The sequence below is a fragment of the Lactococcus cremoris subsp. cremoris NBRC 100676 genome, from assembly GCF_001591705.1.
Classification (GTDB): Bacteria; Bacillota; Bacilli; order Lactobacillales; family Streptococcaceae; genus Lactococcus; species Lactococcus cremoris.
Window position 1 is genome coordinate 1 of the sequence record NZ_BCVK01000053.1, and the last position, 18,271, is coordinate 18,271.

18 protein-coding genes and 2 pseudogenes are annotated in these 18,271 nt (G+C 37.3%); 7 read left to right on the forward strand and 13 right to left on the reverse strand.

What is annotated here, in order from left to right; genetic code table 11:
* The 7 genes from LLA01S_RS09445 to LLA01S_RS09475 form a co-directional block, all read right to left on the reverse strand.
* Positions 1–808: glycoside hydrolase family 1 protein (locus LLA01S_RS09445; RefSeq protein ID WP_155719843.1), on the reverse strand; the 808-nt coding region annotated here is incomplete at its 3' end.
* 9 nt (positions 809–817) lie between these two features.
* A complete protein-coding gene (locus LLA01S_RS09450) occupies positions 818–1,558 on the reverse strand; it encodes an SDR family NAD(P)-dependent oxidoreductase (RefSeq protein WP_011676345.1) in 741 nt (246 codons plus the stop codon).
* Positions 1,559–2,104 carry a hypothetical protein gene (locus LLA01S_RS09455; protein ID WP_011676346.1) on the reverse strand — a complete coding sequence of 182 codons (546 nt, stop codon included), beginning with the start codon at positions 2,102–2,104 and terminating at the stop codon, positions 1,559–1,561. It lies immediately after the preceding gene.
* Entirely contained in the window at positions 2,101–2,907 is an 807-nt protein-coding gene (locus LLA01S_RS09460; RefSeq protein ID WP_032950190.1) for a carbohydrate ABC transporter permease, read from the reverse strand. The genes LLA01S_RS09455 and LLA01S_RS09460 overlap by 4 nt, the downstream gene beginning before the upstream one ends.
* A gap of 30 nt (positions 2,908–2,937) precedes the next feature.
* Positions 2,938–3,891 carry a carbohydrate ABC transporter permease gene (locus tag LLA01S_RS09465; RefSeq protein WP_011676348.1) on the reverse strand — a complete coding sequence of 318 codons (954 nt, stop codon included), beginning with the start codon at positions 3,889–3,891 and terminating at the stop codon, positions 2,938–2,940.
* Positions 3,892–3,928: 37 nt separating this feature from the next.
* The gene (locus LLA01S_RS09470; RefSeq protein ID WP_061778221.1) at positions 3,929–5,248 is read right to left on the reverse strand and encodes an ABC transporter substrate-binding protein; all 1,320 of its coding nucleotides are present in this window, start codon (positions 5,246–5,248) and stop codon (positions 3,929–3,931) included.
* Between the two features lie 112 nt (positions 5,249–5,360).
* Positions 5,361–6,290, reverse strand: coding sequence for a glycoside hydrolase family 113 (locus LLA01S_RS09475; protein ID WP_011676350.1), 930 nt, complete (start codon positions 6,288–6,290; stop codon positions 5,361–5,363).
* Positions 6,291–6,390: 100 nt separating this feature from the next.
* On the opposite strand from LLA01S_RS09475, the pseudogene LLA01S_RS09480 reads away from it, so the two are divergent.
* The 4 genes and pseudogenes from LLA01S_RS09480 to LLA01S_RS09495 all read left to right on the forward strand — a co-directional run bounded on the left by LLA01S_RS09480 (position 6,391) and on the right by LLA01S_RS09495 (position 10,823).
* Positions 6,391–7,328, forward strand: a pseudogene (locus tag LLA01S_RS09480) (acetylxylan esterase).
* 166 nt (positions 7,329–7,494) lie between these two features.
* The gene (locus LLA01S_RS09485) at positions 7,495–8,706 is read left to right on the forward strand and encodes an SPFH domain-containing protein (RefSeq protein WP_061778222.1); all 1,212 of its coding nucleotides are present in this window, start codon (positions 7,495–7,497) and stop codon (positions 8,704–8,706) included.
* Between the two features lie 213 nt (positions 8,707–8,919).
* A complete protein-coding gene (locus tag LLA01S_RS09490; protein WP_061778223.1) occupies positions 8,920–10,041 on the forward strand; it encodes a TFIIB-type zinc ribbon-containing protein in 1,122 nt (373 codons plus the stop codon).
* Positions 10,038–10,823, forward strand: coding sequence for a TPM domain-containing protein (locus LLA01S_RS09495; protein ID WP_011676353.1), 786 nt, complete (start codon positions 10,038–10,040; stop codon positions 10,821–10,823). The genes LLA01S_RS09490 and LLA01S_RS09495 overlap by 4 nt, the downstream gene beginning before the upstream one ends.
* A gap of 34 nt (positions 10,824–10,857) precedes the next feature.
* Here the strand turns inward: LLA01S_RS09495 and LLA01S_RS09500 are convergent, their stop codons facing one another.
* On the reverse strand, positions 10,858–11,391 hold the full coding sequence (locus LLA01S_RS09500; protein ID WP_011676354.1) for an rRNA large subunit pseudouridine synthase E: 534 nt from the start codon (positions 11,389–11,391) through the stop codon (positions 10,858–10,860).
* Between the two features lie 299 nt (positions 11,392–11,690).
* On the opposite strand from LLA01S_RS09500, the gene glpK reads away from it, so the two are divergent.
* The 3 genes from glpK to LLA01S_RS09515 are packed head-to-tail and all read left to right on the forward strand — an operon-like array spanning position 11,691 to position 15,585.
* Positions 11,691–13,208, forward strand: a complete 1,518-nt coding sequence (gene glpK / locus LLA01S_RS09505; RefSeq protein ID WP_061778224.1) for a glycerol kinase GlpK — start codon at positions 11,691–11,693, stop codon at positions 13,206–13,208.
* A 52-nt stretch (positions 13,209–13,260) separates the two neighbouring features.
* Positions 13,261–14,838 carry a glycerol-3-phosphate dehydrogenase/oxidase gene (locus LLA01S_RS09510; RefSeq protein WP_014572736.1) on the forward strand — a complete coding sequence of 526 codons (1,578 nt, stop codon included), beginning with the start codon at positions 13,261–13,263 and terminating at the stop codon, positions 14,836–14,838.
* 18 nt (positions 14,839–14,856) lie between these two features.
* Positions 14,857–15,585, forward strand: coding sequence for an MIP/aquaporin family protein (locus tag LLA01S_RS09515; protein ID WP_061778225.1), 729 nt, complete (start codon positions 14,857–14,859; stop codon positions 15,583–15,585).
* Between the two features lie 57 nt (positions 15,586–15,642).
* Here the strand turns inward: LLA01S_RS09515 and LLA01S_RS12560 are convergent, their stop codons facing one another.
* The 5 genes and pseudogenes from LLA01S_RS12560 to LLA01S_RS12745 all read right to left on the reverse strand — a co-directional run.
* Complete coding sequence (locus tag LLA01S_RS12560; protein ID WP_011676358.1) at positions 15,643–15,849, reverse strand: LPXTG cell wall anchor domain-containing protein; 207 nt, start codon at positions 15,847–15,849, stop codon at positions 15,643–15,645.
* The gene (locus LLA01S_RS09525) at positions 15,846–16,805 is read right to left on the reverse strand and encodes a WxLIP family cell surface protein (protein ID WP_011676359.1); all 960 of its coding nucleotides are present in this window, start codon (positions 16,803–16,805) and stop codon (positions 15,846–15,848) included. The genes LLA01S_RS12560 and LLA01S_RS09525 overlap by 4 nt, the downstream gene beginning before the upstream one ends.
* A 78-nt stretch (positions 16,806–16,883) precedes the next feature.
* On the reverse strand, positions 16,884–17,696 hold the full coding sequence (locus LLA01S_RS09530) for a WxL domain-containing protein (RefSeq protein WP_014572741.1): 813 nt from the start codon (positions 17,694–17,696) through the stop codon (positions 16,884–16,886).
* Positions 17,677–18,012, reverse strand: coding sequence for a hypothetical protein (locus LLA01S_RS09535; RefSeq protein WP_011676361.1), 336 nt, complete (start codon positions 18,010–18,012; stop codon positions 17,677–17,679). Before LLA01S_RS09535 ends, LLA01S_RS09530 begins: the two co-directional genes overlap by 20 nt.
* 31 nt (positions 18,013–18,043) lie before the next feature.
* Positions 18,044–18,271: pseudogene (locus LLA01S_RS12745) on the reverse strand (hypothetical protein); the annotation flags it as partial.

Below are 18,271 nucleotides of genomic sequence, written 5' to 3' on the forward strand. Positions count from 1 at the left end.
GGATTTCAACTAATTCATTCGGAAATTTGCCTTTGACAGATGCATCCATAAAGAGTCGGTTTTGCCATAAATCCGCAAAATGGGCTGCAGCAATATCTTCTTTATCCTGTGAGGCTGGATAATTTGGACTTAAATTTAAGATGATTCCAATTTTTCCATCAGAATTTTGATTCACTTCACGATATTTTTGAATGGCTAAACTCGAAGCCAATTGCAAATTATAAGCCACCTGTACTGCGAGTTTACCATCAACCAAGTCTGGATAATGAAATTGATAAAGATAGCCACCTTCAACTACTACCATTGGCTCATTATGAGTAAACCAATCACTCACTCGGTCACCAAATAATCTGAAACATTGTTCAGCATATTTCACATAGAAACTAATCACTTGTTTATTTGCCCACCCGCCGTATTTATGAAGAAGTTCAACTGGCAAATCAAAATGATGTAAATTAATTATCGGTCTAATACCATTTGATAAAAATTCATCAATGACGGCATTATAAAACTCCACTGCTTCAGGGTTTACTGTTCCTTCTTCCAAGTCATCAATCAAGCGTGACCATTGAATGCTTGTTCTTACTGAGTTCAAACCTGCCTTTTTCATCAATCTAATATCTTCTCTAAAATCATTATAAAAATTACTAGCCACATCGGGACCAATACCATGCCAAAAATGCTCAGGAAATTTTTCAAAATCATAGTCAAAAATATTGGCGTGCTTCTTGTTAAACCGTCCTTCTAGCTGTGGCCCACTAGTCGCTGCTCCCCACCAAAAATCTTTTGGAAATTTTAATTCAATCATCTTTTTTTACTACCACGTAATTTCTTTCAAATTTTGTTCCAATTTTTCTAAAGCTTTTTCTAATCCCAAGCCCTTATAAGCCTGCGCTGAGATCCATTTTCCATTGATGTCATTTGATGTAAAGGCTGCTAATGCCATCCCAGGCACAACCGTATCCACTAGATTTGGAGCATTTTTGCCACCAAGATCCGTTTGAATCCAACCAGGATCGGCAACATTAATTGTTACACCCGTTCCTTCAATTTTTTTGGAAAAGTCTTTGCTTATTTTATCTAAAGCTCCCTTTGAAGCTGCGTAAGCACTTTGTTCAGGTTTATAAATAATCCCACTTGTTGTATTACAAATTCGCCCAAATCCCTGCTCAATCATTTTTGGTAAAAACTTTTCTATTAAAATCATAGGAGCGACAAGATTTACTTTGTACGTTTGGATATATTCTTCCACATTCATTAGACTAAAAGGAGTTTGTGCTTTAGGTTGGATTCCTGCATTATTGAATAAATAATCTAAAGCAACTCGTTTATCTATTTCATCAGCCATTTTACGTACTTGCATTTCATCTGATAATTCAGCACCAACCGCAAAAGTTTTAATTCCTAAATTTTTGAGCTCACAAATTAAAGATTCAGTATGTTTCAAACTCCGACTGTGAACCACTACATTTATTTGATTTTTAGCAAGAAACAGTGCAATTTCTCGCCCGATTCCTCTTGAAGCACCTGTAACTAGTGCCCATTTATTTTCTGTCATCTATCTCACTTCTTTCTTTTCTAATCGACTAAAAGCAATATCTATCATTTTACAAAGTAACCCAGGAATAAATAAAACAAACCAGATTCGATTAAATCCCGTCAGGAGAAATGCTAAAATGATAATCATCAATGTATAAAAGACCATTGACCAATTGTTTTTCATTTTTTGAATAACCTCAACAAATCGGTCTAACCTATAATATGTCTTGAAAATAATATAAATCAATGTCAATACAAAATAAGCAATACTAACCAAAATCAAAAACGTCGTCAGATTAGATAATGGAAAGTCACTTGCCAAAAAGAAGACACCAAGCATAAAGATAATAATCAAATTACTGACATCAAATTTAACCTTAACTCCATGTGTTCTTTCGCGGTATTTGTCGTAATAAGTTCCACGCAGATAAGCAAAACTTTTCTTAAAGGAATAAGTTGTCCCTAATAAAATAAAGCCACGCAGAAAATTTAGCCAAAACATCAGAGACGAAAGTACAATCATATAAATCCATTGGATTGCCCATGTAAAACCTGATACTTTCATTTAACCGCTCCTGTCACTCCATTATAGATATACTTTTGCAAAACAATGAAAACAATCAAAATAGGTACAATAACAATCATAACCCCAGCCAAAATCACAGGCCATTGCACAACCGATGAACCTTTGAAAGCAAAAAGTGCCGTCGAAATCACTTGTAAGCTAGGGTCTGGCATATAGAGATAAGGATTATAAAAATCATTATAAACACCCACTCCTGAAATAATGACCATGGTCACAATTGGTGCTTTCAAATTAGGCAAGATGATTGACCAGAAAATCCTAAAATATGAAGCCCCATCTAACAAGGCCGATTCGTCCAAGGAATAGGGAATTTCTTGCAAAAATTGTAGAAAGATATAGAGGGCGATTACATTTGTTCCAATATAGAGGAGAATGACTGACCAGCGCGTGCCTACCAAACCTAATTGATTAATCAATTGAAAGACTGCCACTTGGGATGTAATGGCTGGTATCAACATGGCTATCGTAAAGAGCGCCAAAATCAGTCTTTTCAGTCGAAAGTCAAAGCGGTTCATCACATAAGCAAATGATGATGAAATCAAAAGCTGACCCGTCATTGAAATCACAAAGATAATGAGCGTATTTTTAAAACCTGTCAGCATATTTCCTTGCGTAAAAGCTTGGCTATAATTGGCTAACGTAAAATGTTTTGGCAGTCTCAAAACCCCTGAATTCGTGAATTCCGTCAGTGACTTAAAAGAGCCAATAAAAACAACCAAAAGTGGTAAGACTGCTACAAGAGCCGCCAAAGTTAACGGAATATATTTTAGAAGCTGACTCATACGAAATTTCTGTCTACTTGTTTTTTTTCATTATGCTCCTGCTTTCTTTTTAGAAGTACTTCTGTCTTGTGTCAGAATAAATTGAGCCGCTGAGACAACCACGACAATAATCAATAGAATAACTGCCATAGCTGACGCAAGCCCTACTTGATTATAGTTAAAGGCCGTTTGCACCGTTTGAATGACAAAAGTCATTGTCCCGTTGGCTCCACCAGTCATAATATATGGCACTTCAAAGACAGAAAGTGAGCCTGAAACAGATAAAATGATGTTCAAAAATAAGATATTTCTAATTGCTGGAATAATAATAAAGCGAAATTGATTCCAACGATTTGCACCGTCAATCTCTGCAGCCTCGTAAATTTCTGGGTCAACTGATTGAATTGCTCCAAGAAAAATCAAAAAATTAAAGCCCATATAACGCCAAATCGAAACAAAAGATAATGAAATATTATTAATAGATTGATTTCCCAGCCAGAGTGGCACATGCTGAATCCCAACCAAGTGTAAAAGTGAATCTAAAGTTCCACCCGTTATATAAAAATATAAAAACATAAAACCAATGGCAACGCCATTTAACAAGTAAGGAAAAAAGAGAATTCCTTTCCAAAAATTAGCAAACTTAACTTTGAAAGACAAGATTGTCGCAAAAAGTAAAGCCAGTCCAAGTTGCGGAAAACTTGATAAAAAATAATATAAACTCGTCTTGAAAACACCAAAATAATTTGGATTAGAAAAAACTTTTTCGTAATTTTCAAAGTCAACAAAGTTTGAGCTTGGCGAGATTCCATTCCAATCGGTCAGAGAATATTGAACCATTTTCACTAAAGGATAGTAGGAAAACATCAAAAGTAAGACAAGTGGAACAATCGTAAAGGCAAAAATGATTAATCTTTTCTGCGCTTTTTGTGATAATTTATTCAAGGTAACTCCCTCCAAAAATGAAAGGTTGGAAAAATAAATTTCCAACCCAACACCTTTCATCATCTTTATCTAAAATATGTTTCAAATCATGATTTTACTATTTCTTATCAGGATTATATTGTTTTACATTTTGGGCCCAAGCTGTATTTAAACCGTCCATAATCGAGGCAAAAGACTTATTAGATGAGCCATCTCCTGAATCAATAATTTGTTGTTTAACTGTTTGAGTTGTTCCTATCCCAACTTGTGAGCCATTATTAATATTTGAGAACAAATCTGCTTTATCAGCTGGCGTTGAACCTGCTTCAAAGAAAACAACTTTATTTTTCTTTGTATCATTCAGGTCAGCTGGATAGGGTTGATTTTTCATAGCCGTCATTCCATCATTATCTTTGGCGAAATCAGATTTGTCTACTAACCAATTGACCCAATCTTTAGCGGCTTCTTGATTTTTACTGTTTTTATTAACGCCCCAGTTATAATCGCCACCGACAAGCATATAAGTTTTTCCATCAGGGGCCTTTTGTGGGAAAGGTTCAACATTGATGGCATCTTTATTTGAAGACATTTGAGCTTGGACTTGTGGAACAGCCCACGTCGCAAGCATCATTACACCAACTTTATTCTGAGCCATTTGCGAAACCGAAGTATTCCAATCATCGGTTGTTGGGTCATGGTTAATCAAGCCGTCCTTAGCCGCTGTATAGAGTGTATTGTAAATGGTATACATGGGTTGACCAGCTGTGAATGGTTTATCTGTTTTAGCAAGTGCCAAATCAAAGTTTGGATCTCCAGCTACTGATGAACGTTGAAAATCCCAGTCAACAAGTGCCCAACCACAGGCATAGTTAGTATAGAGCGGGGTAACATCTGGTTCTTTTGTTTTAATTGTCTTTAAGTCTTGGATAAATTCGTCAGTCGTCGTTGGCCATTTATCAATGCCAGCTTTTTTGAAAACATTCCAATTGACAACAAAGCCATTGGCGTTGACTTCTGATGGCAAACCATATTGTTCGCCTTTATAGGTACGGTCTTGAAGACTTGTATATTTCTTTTCCAAATCTTTTGTTTTACCTAGCGAGCTAAAAAAGTTGGGATAATCCTTTGGCGCTACGGCTGCAGGAATTGCTATAACATCGCCAAAGTTTTTCGATGACATTCTCGTTTGCTCTGTTTGGTCATAGTTGTTCAAGGCTTGTTCTTTAACGGTGATATTCGGATATTCTTTGTTGAATTGAGCAATATACTTCTTCCACATTCCGTTGGAGTGCATATCCGTTTTTTGGTCAACAAAGGTAATCGTTGCCTTGATATTCTTTCCAGTCCCTGATGAACTGGTTTTACTACCACAAGCTGCAAGTGTTATTGTAGCTAGAAGCGCAAGAGCTGCTGAACCAAAAATGTAGCGTTTTTTCATGATGTTTTCTCCTGTTTTTTCATTATTTGAAAGCGTTTTTATTTAACGAAATAAGTATATACTTTTGATTTTGTTTTGTCAATACTTTTTTTGAAATCCATTACATTTTAAATTAATTAGTCCTTCCATAATAATCTTTAATTAATTTTTCGGCTGGCTTATTGTAAAAAGCATAGTCTATATCATTGGTTGCTTGTTTGGCAGAATAAATTTGTGCTTTCCAATCCCAAAGACCAAAACCTAATACAAAATCAACTTTGGCACAGGCGCTCAGCATTCCTTCATAAAATCTTGTCTGAGCTTCAAGGCTGACTTTTCCTTTATTTGTCCAATCATTTGGCAATAAATCACCACCTTCAACACTGGGAGCACCAGCTTCACAAAAGAAAAATGGTTTGTTATATTTTTTGACAACTTTTTCAATTCGCAAAAGTTCTTTATCCCACTGGTTATAGGGATAATAACCAGAACTTGAAATGACGTCAACGGCATCCCACCAAGTCAAATGATCTTCTTGATATTTGTCACAATTATAAGTAATCAACCCTTTATAGCTTCCCCGTACATCATCAATCAATTTTCGCCACTCAGCTTCGCGATGGTCTGAACTAACGAGTTCACAACCAACAACAAACATTGTAGCTCCAAATTCTTGAGCGATTTTGGCGTAATGAAGCAGAAAATTTCTATAAGCCAAAAACCAATCCGACCATTTTGGCTCACATACAACATCAATATCAAAAAAATTGATATAAGCCCGCCAAGTCCCATCAGCGCAATTAATCATCGGTTTTAAAATAACGTCAAGTCCCAAACTTTGAGCATAACGAATCGTTGCTTTGATTTCTTCATCCTTTGGTGGCATGGTCTGCCAATTAATGCTTGTTGAGTGAGCGTTTGCTTGTTCAGCTACGATGGTTAAAATAATCGTATTAATATTTGTCCTTTCTTTGAGAGTTCTCATTGACCACTGAGCATATTCATTATTTAGTTCTCCTTCTTTGGCATAATAGCCAAAGCTTGCTGCTTTAATTGCCTTCATTTTTTCTTGCCATTCCACCTTAAAAAGTATATACTTATCTATAAACAATGCAATTGTAATCCTTTTCGAAAAATATTGCAAGAATAAATTGGAGAAGCTTATGACAGAATTAGCAAGTTGGAAAGTTTATCAAGGAGCTTCTAATAAACCAGATAACTTTGATGAATTTTGGGATGAAAAAATTAAATTAGTTAATAATTATCAGTTTGAATTTTAACTAATAGAAAAAAACTCCCCTCTAGGGTAGCCCATTTTTATCATTTATGGTTTAAAGCAATTGATGGTGCAAAAATACATGCTCAACTAATCGTTCCAAAAAATTTGAATCAAAAGTATCCAGCTATTATACAGTTTCACGGTTATCATTGTGACAGCGGAGATTGGGTGGATAAAATTGGTATTGTTGCTGAGGGAAATGTGGTACTTGCTCTTGATTGTCGTGGTCAGGGAGGTTTGAGTCAGGATAATACTGAAACTTCTGGCATGACACTAAAAGGTCTCATCGTTCGCGGAATTGATGAAGGATATGGAAATCTCTATTATGTTCGGCAATTCATGGATTTGATGAGCGCAACAAAAATTTTAGCCAACTTTGATTTTGTTGATGAAACAAATATAAGTGCTCAGGGTGCTTCGCAAGGAGGAGGACTGGCCATTGCATGCGCTGCTCTCTCTCCTCTTATAAAAAAAGTGACTGCAACTTACCCATTTCTTTCAGATTATCGCAAAGCTTATGAACTTGGTGCCGAGGAATCTGCTTTTGAAGAACTTCCATATTGGTTCCAGTTTAAAGATCCACTTCACCAAAAAGAAGACTGGTTTTTTAATCAGTTAGAATACATTGATATTCAAAATTTAGCACCAAGGATTAGGGCTGAGGTCATTTGGATTTTAGGTGGCAAAGATACTGTTGTTCCCCCGATTACGCAAATGGCGGCTTATAATAAAATACAAAGTAAAAAGACTCTTTATGTCTTACCTGAATACGGACATGAATATCTTCCAAAAATTAGCGACTGGCTCAGAGAGAATCAATAAATTCCTACTTTAGTCTGATTTTAGTAAATTTTCAAATAATTGGTAGGCTTCATCAAATAAATTTGATATAATTAAGTCAAATAGCCTAGCTATTCACTAAAGGAAAGGAAGACAAATTCGATCACTCGTAACATTGAGTGTCTTGAGTTTGTTTGTAAAAGAATACATGGGAATTATTAAAGCTGCAACAGGTTCACTCGGTGGGGCTTTGGCTGACCAATGGCTTGAGGTCATTGAGCCAAATGAAATGTCAGACCAAACCGTTTTCACTAAGGGAATCAAGGTGAGAAAAGATGCAAAACGTGGTTCTAATCGCAAAGGAACCGAAGATGTGATTACTGACGGTTCTGTTGTTCACGTTTATGAAAATATGATGATGATTCTTGTTGATGGTGGTAAAATCATTGACTATACTGCCGAACCGGGTTATTATACCGTCAAAAATGATACTGCACCAAGTCTTTTCAATGGTGATTTACGTGATTCGATTCAAGAAAGTTTCTTTCGTTTCAAATTTGGTGGTACAACTCCTCAAAAACAAGAAGTTTATTATGTCAATCTTCAAGAAATCAAAGGCATTAAATTTGGCACAGCAACACCTCTCCAATACTTTGATAATTTTTATAATGCGGAGCTTTTCTTACGTACACACGGAACTTACTCAATTAAAATTACTGACCCACTAGCTTTTTATGCCAATGTCATTCCTAAAAATGCTGACCATGTGGAAATTCAAGAAATCAACGACCAGTATCTGGCTGAATTTTTAACGGCATTAAATACGTCAATCAATCAGTATTCTGCTCAAGGTGAACGTGTTTCATTTTTAACATCGAAAAGCATGGAGCTCAGCAAGTACATGGCTTCTGTTCTTGATGAGGATTGGAAAAAATTACGTGGCATGGAAATTGTTTCTGTTGCCGTGGCAAGTATTTCTTATACTGATGACAGTCAAAAATTGATTAACATGCGTAATCAAGGAGCAATGCTTGGTGACCCATCCATCCGTGAAGGTTTTGTGCAAGGGGCTGTCGCTCGTGGTCTTGAAGCAGCTGGCTCAAACACCGGAGGTGCAGCAAATGCCTTTATGGGCATGAATATGGGTGGACAAAATCTTGCTGGTTTTTTACAAACAAATCAAGCACAAATGGAATCTCAAGCAGAAAATAAGGCAGATACTTGGACTTGCCCCGAGTGTAATACAAAAAATACTGGTAAGTTCTGCTCAAATTGTGGGCAAGCAAAACCGTCAGCTACTCCTGTCATGCCTGAATTAAACATGGCTTGTAACGAATGTGGGGCAGTTGTTAATTTAGCAAATGGCGTCCCTAAATTCTGTCCTGAATGTGGCAAACCCTTTGTCGCTAAAGCTCTTTAAACCAATTGATATATCCTTATAAGATAAAGTAGTCCTAAGTTAGGGCTGCTTGTCTTTGCGTATTTTCAAGAATTTATATTTTAAAATTCTAATTTTCTGAACTGAATTCAAATGACTAAAAGTCCTGAATAAAACTTTTCATAGCGTAAGAGCTAGTTTTATTTCAATTCTTTTTGGCTGAGCAGAATTCATATCATAAAGTAAGGAGAAACGATGAGCGAAAGCCAAGTTCTTACACATAAATGTCCAAATTGTGGGGGGCCACTACTATTTGAACCTAAAAATCAAAAATTCCATTGTGAATATTGTGGCTCAACCTTTACTGAACAAGAAGTTTCTGACTTTGAAGCCAAACAAGAGGCGGCAAAAGTTACTGATGACCCCACACCATTCCCAACGGAGCACGATAAAACTAATCAAACCGATGATTTTTCTACTGACGAAACTGCTGATGAAGAAATTGGACTCTTTTTATGTCCTTCTTGCGGTGCCGAAATCGTTACTGACGCTACAACTGCTTCAACTTGGTGCTATTATTGCCATAATCCTGTTGTTCTGACCGAACGTTTATCAGGTAAATTCCTTCCCGAAAAAATACTCCCTTTTCAAATTGAGAGAAAAGCGGCTGAAGAACAATTTTTAGACTGGGTGGGCAAGAAAAAATTTGTGCCCAAAGCCTTTTTTGACAAAAAACAAATTCAAAATCTGTCAGGCGTTTATTTTCCTTATTGGGCCGTTGATGCTGAATTATCTGGTAGAATTTCAGCACAAGCAACCAACTTACGCGTTTGGATTGTCGGAGATACTGAATACACCGAACACTCCCAGTATGAGATTCAACGTGGTGGAGATACAGCTTTCAAAGATTTAATCAAAAATGCTTTGAAAAAAAATCTGTCAGATAAAATGGTTGGTGCTGTTCAACCTTTTGACATGACTGCTGCTATTCCTTTTAAAAATCAATATCTTTCTGGCTTTTTAACCGAAAAAAGAGATATTGAATTTCCTGACATGAAAGAAAATGTAGAACGGGAATTTCGTCAATATGCTGATGGACTGATGGAATCAACAATTGTTGGCTATACTTCTGTCAGTAACTTACAAAGTAACCAGCAGATTAAAAGTTTAGATGAAGATTATGTTCTGCTCCCAATCTGGCTAGTGACTTACAAAGAAGCAGGAAATGACCGACTTTTTTACTATGCCATGAATGGTCAAACCGGTAAAGTTGCCGGACTTTTACCAATTGATAAGAAAAAACTTTGGACAGTTGCGATTGTAATCTTTATGCTCGTCCTTCTTCTTGGAATCATTGTGGGGTATCTGCTATCATGAGAAAAAAAATAATTATCTTTTCCCTATTTTTCCTTAGCTTCTTCTTTTTACTGATCACTCCAAAAACTTCTGCGGCAACTTTTCAGTCGGGAATTGAGGACAATTTTAAACTTTTAGGAGGGAATGTTACACTCCTTGAGCAAGAGGCCCAGCAATTAGCAAATCAAACCAAAGCAGGTGTTTTTGTGGTGACTACTGACAGCTCAACATCAGCAAGTCAAATGGCAAAAACCTATCTGGCTGACAAAGTAGGAGCTAAAAATAATGGTGTCGTTCTAGTCATTAACATGAACCTGCGTAAAGTCTACATTTGGGCCACAGGAAACCTTAAGTATTATCTGCCTTCTAGCCGAATTGAAAAGACTTTAGATATCGTCCAACCCGAATTGTCATCTGATAATTACTATCAGGCTGTCTCTGGATTTTTTGACCAAGTATCCAAATATTATCAAGCAGGAATTCCAACGACAAGAAAATATACCGTTAATAGTCAAACAGGAGCGATTACTTTTCATCGCAGTTTCCAACCTCTCTCAATTTTGATTGCCGTTGTTATTTCTTTGATTGCTGCCAGTGGCTTTGTTTGGACCATCTATCGCCGTTATCAAATGAAAGATGCCCATGCCGTATGGCGCTACGATTATGGCCGAAATGGAAATCTACAACTTCATCAACGAGAAGATATTCTAGTTAATACCTTCATTACAACCCGCATTATCCCCCGTCCTTCTTCTGACAATAATAGTTTCAGTGATGGCTCTGGTGGCGGACGTAGTTTTTAAACTAAAAAAGGAATCTTAAGTGATTCCTTTTTTATTATTTAATGATTTTATAGTCGCCAGATTTTAGATTTCCAAGCGTGTATTGTCCAATTGACCAGCGAATTAAACGAAGTGTTGGAAATCCTACCGCCGCTGTCATTCTTCTAATCTGTCTATTTTTTCCTTCTTTAATTGAAATTTCCACCCAGCTTGTCGGAATTGCTTTTCGCTCTCGAATAGGGGGCGTCCGTTCCCAAAGCCACTCAGGTTCATCAATTAATTTCACTTTAGCAGGTAGCGTTTTACCATCTTTGAGTAAGACACCTTTTTCCAATTTTTGTGCCGCTTCTATCGAAAATTCTCCCTCAACTTGAACTAAATAAGTTTTAAAAGACTTCGATTTGGGGTCTGTCAGCAAATGATTGAGCTTTCCATCATCTGTCAGTAAAAGTAGACCTTCACTATCTTTATCCAATCTGCCTGCCGCATAAACATTTGGTATTTCTATATAATCTTTTAAAGTTTTGCGGCCCTCTCCATCGGTAAATTTTGTCAGTACATCAAAAGGTTTATTAAATAAAATAATCATAATTATCCTTGCAAATTTTGCATCTTTCTCAATCTATTCTTCTAATTATTTTACCAAAATTTATAATTAATAGCTTACAACTGAAGTTTTAATCCAAAAAGTTTGTGAAATTATTAAAAAATCAGTTAAAGTTTTTCATTCAAACCACAAAAATTCAACAATACCAAGCAATTACAACCTCACCAAATACTCTCTCCTCATAACTTTGTGATTTTTTTGCTTGACATCTTTCTGTTATCATACTATAATAGTAACCGTTTACAGAATGCATTTAGTCGTAATTATTAGGAGGAAAACTTATGTCTGAGGGATTACCATTAGAAGCCACAGAAAAATATATCATGGCAATTGACCAAGGAACCACAAGTTCGCGCGCAATTATTTTTGACCATGACGGAAAACACGTCGGAACAAGCCAAAAAGAGTTCACTCAATATTTTCCAGAAGCAGGCTGGGTTGAGCATGATGCCAATGAAATTTGGAATTCTGTTCAGTCAGTCATTGCTGGTGCTTTTATTGAATCAGGAATTAAGCCGGACCAAATCGCCGGAATAGGGATTACTAATCAACGCGAAAAAACCGTTGTCTGGGATAAAACAACTGGTCTCCCAATCTATCACGCCATTGTCTGGCAATCTCGTCAGTCAGCTTCAATTGCTGATGATTTGAAAAATGCCGGTCATGCTGAGCTTTTTCATAAAAAAACAGGATTGATTATCGACTCATATTTCTCAGCCACAAAAATTCGCTGGATATTAGACCATGTCGAAGGGGCACAAGAACGTGCAGAAAAAGGCGAACTTCTCTTTGGAACGATTGACAGTTGGCTCGTCTACAAATTAACTGACGGAAAAGTTCACGTCACTGACTATTCAAATGCCAGCAGGACCATGCTTTTCAATATCAATACTTTAGAATGGGACCAAGAAATTCTTGACCTTCTCAACATTCCAAAAATCATGCTACCAAAAGCCGTTTCTAATTCTGAAGTTTATGGTCTAACAAAGACTTACCACTTCTTTGGCTCAAAAGTACCAATTGCTGGCATGGCAGGAGACCAACAAGCTGCGCTCTTTGGACAAATGGCCTTTGAACCTGGCATGGTCAAAAATACTTATGGCACAGGTTCATTTATCGTCATGAACACAGGAGATAAACCTCAGCTTTCACACAACAATCTTTTGACAACCATCGGTTATGGCATTAATGGTGAAATTAATTATGCCCTTGAAGGTTCTGTTTTTGTTGCTGGTTCTTCTATTCAGTGGTTACGCGATGGTTTGAAGATTATTGACAAAGCAAGCGACTCAGAAGCTGCCGCTCTTGAATCAAAAAATGAAGATGAAATCTACATGGTTCCTGCTTTCGTCGGCCTTGGAGCTCCCTATTGGGACCAAGACGCCCGTGGTGCAATCTTTGGACTAACTAGAGGAACAACAGATAAAGACCTCATCAAAGCAACTTTACAAGGAATTGCCTATCAAGTTCGTGATATTTTAGGTGCTATGGGTGAAGATACAGGAATCAAAATTCCCATTCTTAAAGTTGATGGTGGAGCAACGAATAATGAATATCTCATGCAATTTCAAGCAGATATTTTAAATACTTCCGTTCAAAGAGCTGGAGATTTAGAAACAACGGCCCTCGGTGCCGCATTCCTAGCCGGTCTTGCCGTTGGTTATTGGAAAGATTTTGATGAACTTAAAGAATCAGCCAAAGAAGGAAAACGATTTGACGTCCAAATGGAAGAAGAACGCCGCAATAAACTCTATTCTGGCTGGAAGAAAGCCGTAGAGGCAACAAGATCTTTTGAATAAATCATATTAAAAGTATCATAAATGTATCGCTTATTAGAATTGGAGTAACAAGATGTCTATCTCTCGTCAAAAAAATATTGAATATTTAAAAGCAAATCCCGATGATTGGGACTTCATTATTATCGGTGGTGGAGCAACCGGACTTGGAGTTGCGGTTGATGCCGCATCACGCGGTTATAAAACAGTTCTAGTTGAACAAAGTGACTTTGCAAAATCAACTTCAAGCCGCTCGACAAAACTTGTTCACGGTGGCGTTCGCTACCTTGCTCAAGGAGATGTCAGCCTTGTTCGTGAAGCATTACATGAAAGAGGTCGCCTTGCTCGCAACGGTCCCCATCTTGTAAAAAATCAAAAATTTATCATTGCCAATTACAAAGCTTGGGAGCAACCATTTTATAGCATCGGAATGAAAATGTATGATGCTTTGGCAGGTAAATTGAATATTGGAAAATCAAAAATTTATTCTAAGAAAAAAGTTGCTGAAGCAATTCCTCAAATCAAACATGAACATCTCGTCGGAGGAGTCATGTATTATGACGGACAATTCGATGATGCTAGAATGGCTATCAACCTTATGCAAACTGCCACTGAACAAGGTGCGCTACTAGTTAATTATGTCAAAGTGACTGAGCTTGTTAAAACGAACTCAAAAGTATCTTCTGTTAAACTTCATGATGAACTTTCTGGCGAATCATTTGAACTTCACGGAAAATCCATCATCAACGCTACAGGAATCTTTGTTGACCAAATTATGTCAATGGATACCAAAGAACACAAGCCCTCTGTTCGTCCTTCACAAGGCGTCCACCTCATTGTTGACGGCTCATTTCTCGGTGGTCAAGATGCCATTATGGTTCCAAAAACTTCTGACGGTCGTGTCTTGTTCTGTGTCCCTTGGCACAATAAAGTAATCTTAGGAACGACAGATACACCTCTTACAGAATTCGTTTTAGAACCTCGACCCCTTGAAGAAGAAATTGATTTCATCTTAGAAACTGCTGGTCAATATTTAGAAAAGAAACCCGAACGTAAAGATGTTTTAACTGCTTATGCTGGTTTACGTCCACTTGCCGCTCCCAAAGAAGGTGATGGCGAAAAAACGAAAGAAATTTCAAGAAGTCATAAACTCTTCACCTCTGAATCAGGACTGGTCACAATTACTGGGGGAAAATGGACAACTTATCGCCAAATGGCCGAAGAAACTGTTGATTTAGCAATCAAAACCTCTAAACTTCCTGAAAAAAAATGTATCACCAGAACATTGAAAATACATGGGGCCAAAGAAACAACTGAAAGAGAACGTCAAAACTGGCTCTATGTTTACGGTTCTGATAAAGGAAAGATTTTAGCTCTCCAAAATGAAGACTCTTCTTTAGCCTTACCTCTTCACCCAAAATACGAATTTACAGGTTCTGAAGTCATCTGGGCTGTCCGTGAAGAAATGGCTCAAACTCTAGATGATGTTCTCGCTCGTCGGATTCGTGCACTTTTCCTTGATGCAAGAATTGCCAAAGAAATGGCTCCCAAAGTCGCCCAACTGATGGCGAAAGAAATGGGTAAAGATGAAGCATGGGAAAAAGAACAAGTTGAGAGCTTCCTTGCTTTAGCTGATGGTTATATTTTAAAATAATTTTAGGAGAATATCTATATGAACTCTACTTTTGTTCAATTCCTTGGAGAATTTATCGGGACATTTATCCTGATTCTACTTGGTAACGGGGTTGTCTGTGCTGTATCTTTGAAAAAAACGAAGGCAGAAGGTGCTGGTTGGATTGCCATTGCTTTTGGTTGGGGACTAGCTGTCATGTTAGGTGTATATAGCTCTAGCTTTATGTCTGCAGCTCATTTGAATCCTGCTGTCACTATTGGTATGGCTTTAATTGGTAATATTAGCTGGTCTCTTGTTCTTCCCTATATTGCTGGTCAATTCCTCGGAGCAATGCTTGCTAGCTTCATTCTTTGGCTCTTCTACTATCCTCACTGGGCAGAAACAAAAGATGCTGCTGTAATTCTGGGCTGTCATTCGACAGGTCCAGCCATCCGCCATTTCCCTTCCAATTTCTTTGGTGAAGTGATTGGAACCATGGTTTTACTGATTGGAATTCTTTCCTTTGGGCGAAATCACTTGGCAGATGGTTTATCACCTGCCTTAGTTGGTGGATTAATTACCGCAATTGGCTTTTCTCTTGGAGCAACAACTGGTTATTCTCTCAATCCAGCTCGTGACCTTGGTCCTCGCATCATGCACGCGCTCCTTCCAATTAAAAATATTGGAACATCTGACTGGGGCTACTCATGGGTTCCAGTCTTAGGACCTCTGGTAGGTGGTGCCTTAGGTTGTTTAATCTTTAACAGTATTAGCCCACTAATCAAATAATATAAAAAACCTTCCATTTTATATCTGGAAGGTTTTTTGTTTTGGAAAAATTAGGGATTATTTTTTATTCAAATCATCAATTATTTTTTCTTGAGCTTCAATTTTTTCTCTCAGCACTTGTTTTTCTTCTTCCTCTTTTTGTGATTTTTTTCTTCGCTTCCAAATAATGAGAAAGAAAAACAGGATAATTAACATTAGACCTAAGATGAAGAGCAGCCAAGTCCAATCTTTTTCTTTTTTAACCGTTGGGTCACTATCATTCAATTTTTGAGCTTGATTATCAGAAATTGTAAATTCTTGGTCAAAGGTCCACTGATATTTATAACGTTCATTCTTATTATCAACCTTCGCTTCATATTTTCTTGTGAATCTGTTCTTGCATTAACAATAAGTTGAAGTCGATATTTACCAGCTTTCAATGGCTCTGAGACCCTTGTCGCCGCACTTTGATTACTAGTTGGCATCGGTAAATCAAAATTTGTATTTGGTGCCATTTGCATCATTGGGTTTGAATAATAATAAGCTATATCTGAATCGGTAATGCCTTTTATTGTTGCTTTTACATTCATCGTATTGATATAAGCCATCGTTGGATTTTGAAGGTTGACATTAATCACATTTCGCCCATTTATTTGACCAGGACTGATCTTGGTTAATTTTAAATCTGGCGAAACTTCATTCTCATTTTGTTTCATTAGAAGAGCAATAGTATAAGAATAAGTGTTCTTAACGGTAATTCCCTCTGAGTCCTCTTTCTTATCATTTTGACCTTCTTTAGAAAAGGTTATTCCCCCAGCTATTTGACCATCAAAACTCTCATTTGGCATCTTTACTTTAATATCTATCTTCTGTCTTGTCAGCGGTGCTAAAGTTACTATCCGTGGACTTGTGACATAATCCTTAAGATTATATTTAAGTGAGCGGTCAGCCTCTATTTCTGTGGGCTCGTAAATAACAAGACCATTGATATTTGTGGCAGCACTAGAAAGTGCAAGGTCTATCTTCATTTCTTGCTCGGTATTATTGGATAATTCCACTTGCAAAGTCTGTTCTTTGCCCGCGCCTAAAGTAATATCAAAATATCCCAAATCTTTATTTGTTTGGTTTTCCGGAATAATTGGTTTGACCGTATAATCATCGGTTTGACCAAAAGCAACTTGTGCACCTCCAAAACATAGAATGATAAAAATTGATGATAAAAATAATTGTAACTTTTTCATATATAATCCCCCCATAACCCCAAATTTTAATAAAATTTGAGCCTCTCTTGCGAGAGACTCCCTTACGAGAATACTTTATTAGGCATTTCCTGGTGCACTATAAAGATTCCAGTTTAAAGTTGTAGTATAAGTATCTACTTTAGCAGAACCAGCTGGCACACTGAGCGTAATATTAGGGTCCACTTTACCTGTAGTATTCGTTGAAGCGTCTAAGCTTTCAGAATCTGTCACCAAACTAGAACCATCCGCCGCACCAAAACTAAGCAGGTTTGTTCCTGTTCCCGTTCCTGCATCTGCTTGGAAAATATTGACCGCTGTTCCAGGTGTGAGTGGATTAGTTGCCGTATTTACGGTAGAACTTGCTTTACTTGTTGAGGTGCTGACAACATTATTAGTTTTATCAGTATTAAAGGTTAATACAGCATTGGTTAAATCACCAGCTTTAGTCCCTTTAAATTGAGCAGTTTGTGTTAGGGAAACTGACCAACCTGTTGGTCCAGTTGCAGTCCCACGGTTGTCCGTTACTTGCATGAATTGTGGAATTGCTTTTCCACTTCCATCATTTGCAGCCCAAGCCGACCAAGTATGAGGGCTTGAAGCATCTACATAGTGTGTCCCAAAGTTAAGCGTTGGAACATAATCCAAAGTCAACCCATCATCTGAAGCAACTGGAGTTGAAGTGTTAGGCACTCCTGGCGTAGTAGGCGTAATTGGCGTTTTACCATCTCCTGGCGATACTGGATTGGTAGGAGTTTTCTTCGGTTGAAAGGCTACATTAGCCCCACTTGATGTATTTCCCACTGTCGCCGCACTAACTTCCAAAAGATTGGTTGCTAATAAGGCTGTGCTAATGACGGCGATGCCGCTAAGACTAATTATTGTTTTTTTCATTATAGTTCTCCTTTATCCTTATAATTCCGATATGTTTTATCGTTAATGCTCCCGCGCCGATTATCAATAAGAGTGCCATCAATGTCAGAGTATCACCTTGAGTACTCCCTACAATGGGTAATTTCTGATTAATTGATTTTGAGTTGTTAGTGGTAATCGGTGCACTAGAAGTTTCTGGTGGTTTTTCTATTGGTCCTTTTTCTAAAAATCCTACTTCACCAATTGTACTTGTTCCACCTATTTCCTGAGCAAAAATGGTACCTGTATTCAAAAGTAAGAGGGCACAGATGACCCAAAGAATATATTTAATCTTCATAATTCCCCTTTCTCAGTTTGACCTAAATATTCTATTTTTTGAAATAAAAAACTATCGCTCCAGATACAATAAAAGCAAGAATGACCATTGATATTTTCATTGGTTTTTTACTTGTTGAAGCCATCTGCTTACTTTTATTTTCTACAATGTTTATTTCCCCCGACTTGGAAACATGGAGTACCCGTTCTAACTTCTGTTTAGAATCTTTTATCGTTAACTTGTATTCTTCACCTTTTATCAGTTTGTGTTGATTATTGAG

Coding starts and splice junctions, on each gene's coding strand:
- LLA01S_RS09455 (WP_011676346.1), bottom strand. CDS start 2,104: ATGAAAGTATCAGGTTTTACATGGGCAATCCAATGGATTTATATGATT.
- LLA01S_RS09510 (WP_014572736.1), top strand. CDS start 13,261: ATGTCTATCTCTCGTCAAAAAAATATTGAATATTTAAAAGCAAATCCC.
- LLA01S_RS09490 (WP_061778223.1), top strand. CDS start 8,920: ATGAGCGAAAGCCAAGTTCTTACACATAAATGTCCAAATTGTGGGGGG.
- LLA01S_RS09525 (WP_011676359.1), bottom strand. CDS start 16,805: ATGAAAAAGTTACAATTATTTTTATCATCAATTTTTATCATTCTATGT.
- LLA01S_RS09475 (WP_011676350.1), bottom strand. CDS start 6,290: ATGAAGGCAATTAAAGCAGCAAGCTTTGGCTATTATGCCAAAGAAGGA.
- LLA01S_RS09530 (WP_014572741.1), bottom strand. CDS start 17,696: ATGAAAAAAACAATAATTAGTCTTAGCGGCATCGCCGTCATTAGCACA.
- LLA01S_RS09500 (WP_011676354.1), bottom strand. CDS start 11,391: ATGATTATTTTATTTAATAAACCTTTTGATGTACTGACAAAATTTACC.
- LLA01S_RS09450 (WP_011676345.1), bottom strand. CDS start 1,558: ATGACAGAAAATAAATGGGCACTAGTTACAGGTGCTTCAAGAGGAATC.
- glpK (WP_061778224.1), top strand. CDS start 11,691: ATGTCTGAGGGATTACCATTAGAAGCCACAGAAAAATATATCATGGCA.
- LLA01S_RS09515 (WP_061778225.1), top strand. CDS start 14,857: ATGAACTCTACTTTTGTTCAATTCCTTGGAGAATTTATCGGGACATTT.
- LLA01S_RS09465 (WP_011676348.1), bottom strand. CDS start 3,891: ATGAAAGGTGTTGGGTTGGAAATTTATTTTTCCAACCTTTCATTTTTG.
- LLA01S_RS09535 (WP_011676361.1), bottom strand. CDS start 18,012: ATGAAGATTAAATATATTCTTTGGGTCATCTGTGCCCTCTTACTTTTG.
- LLA01S_RS09470 (WP_061778221.1), bottom strand. CDS start 5,248: ATGAAAAAACGCTACATTTTTGGTTCAGCAGCTCTTGCGCTTCTAGCT.
- LLA01S_RS09485 (WP_061778222.1), top strand. CDS start 7,495: ATGGGAATTATTAAAGCTGCAACAGGTTCACTCGGTGGGGCTTTGGCT.
- LLA01S_RS09495 (WP_011676353.1), top strand. CDS start 10,038: ATGAGAAAAAAAATAATTATCTTTTCCCTATTTTTCCTTAGCTTCTTC.
- LLA01S_RS09460 (WP_032950190.1), bottom strand. CDS start 2,907: ATGAGTCAGCTTCTAAAATATATTCCGTTAACTTTGGCGGCTCTTGTA.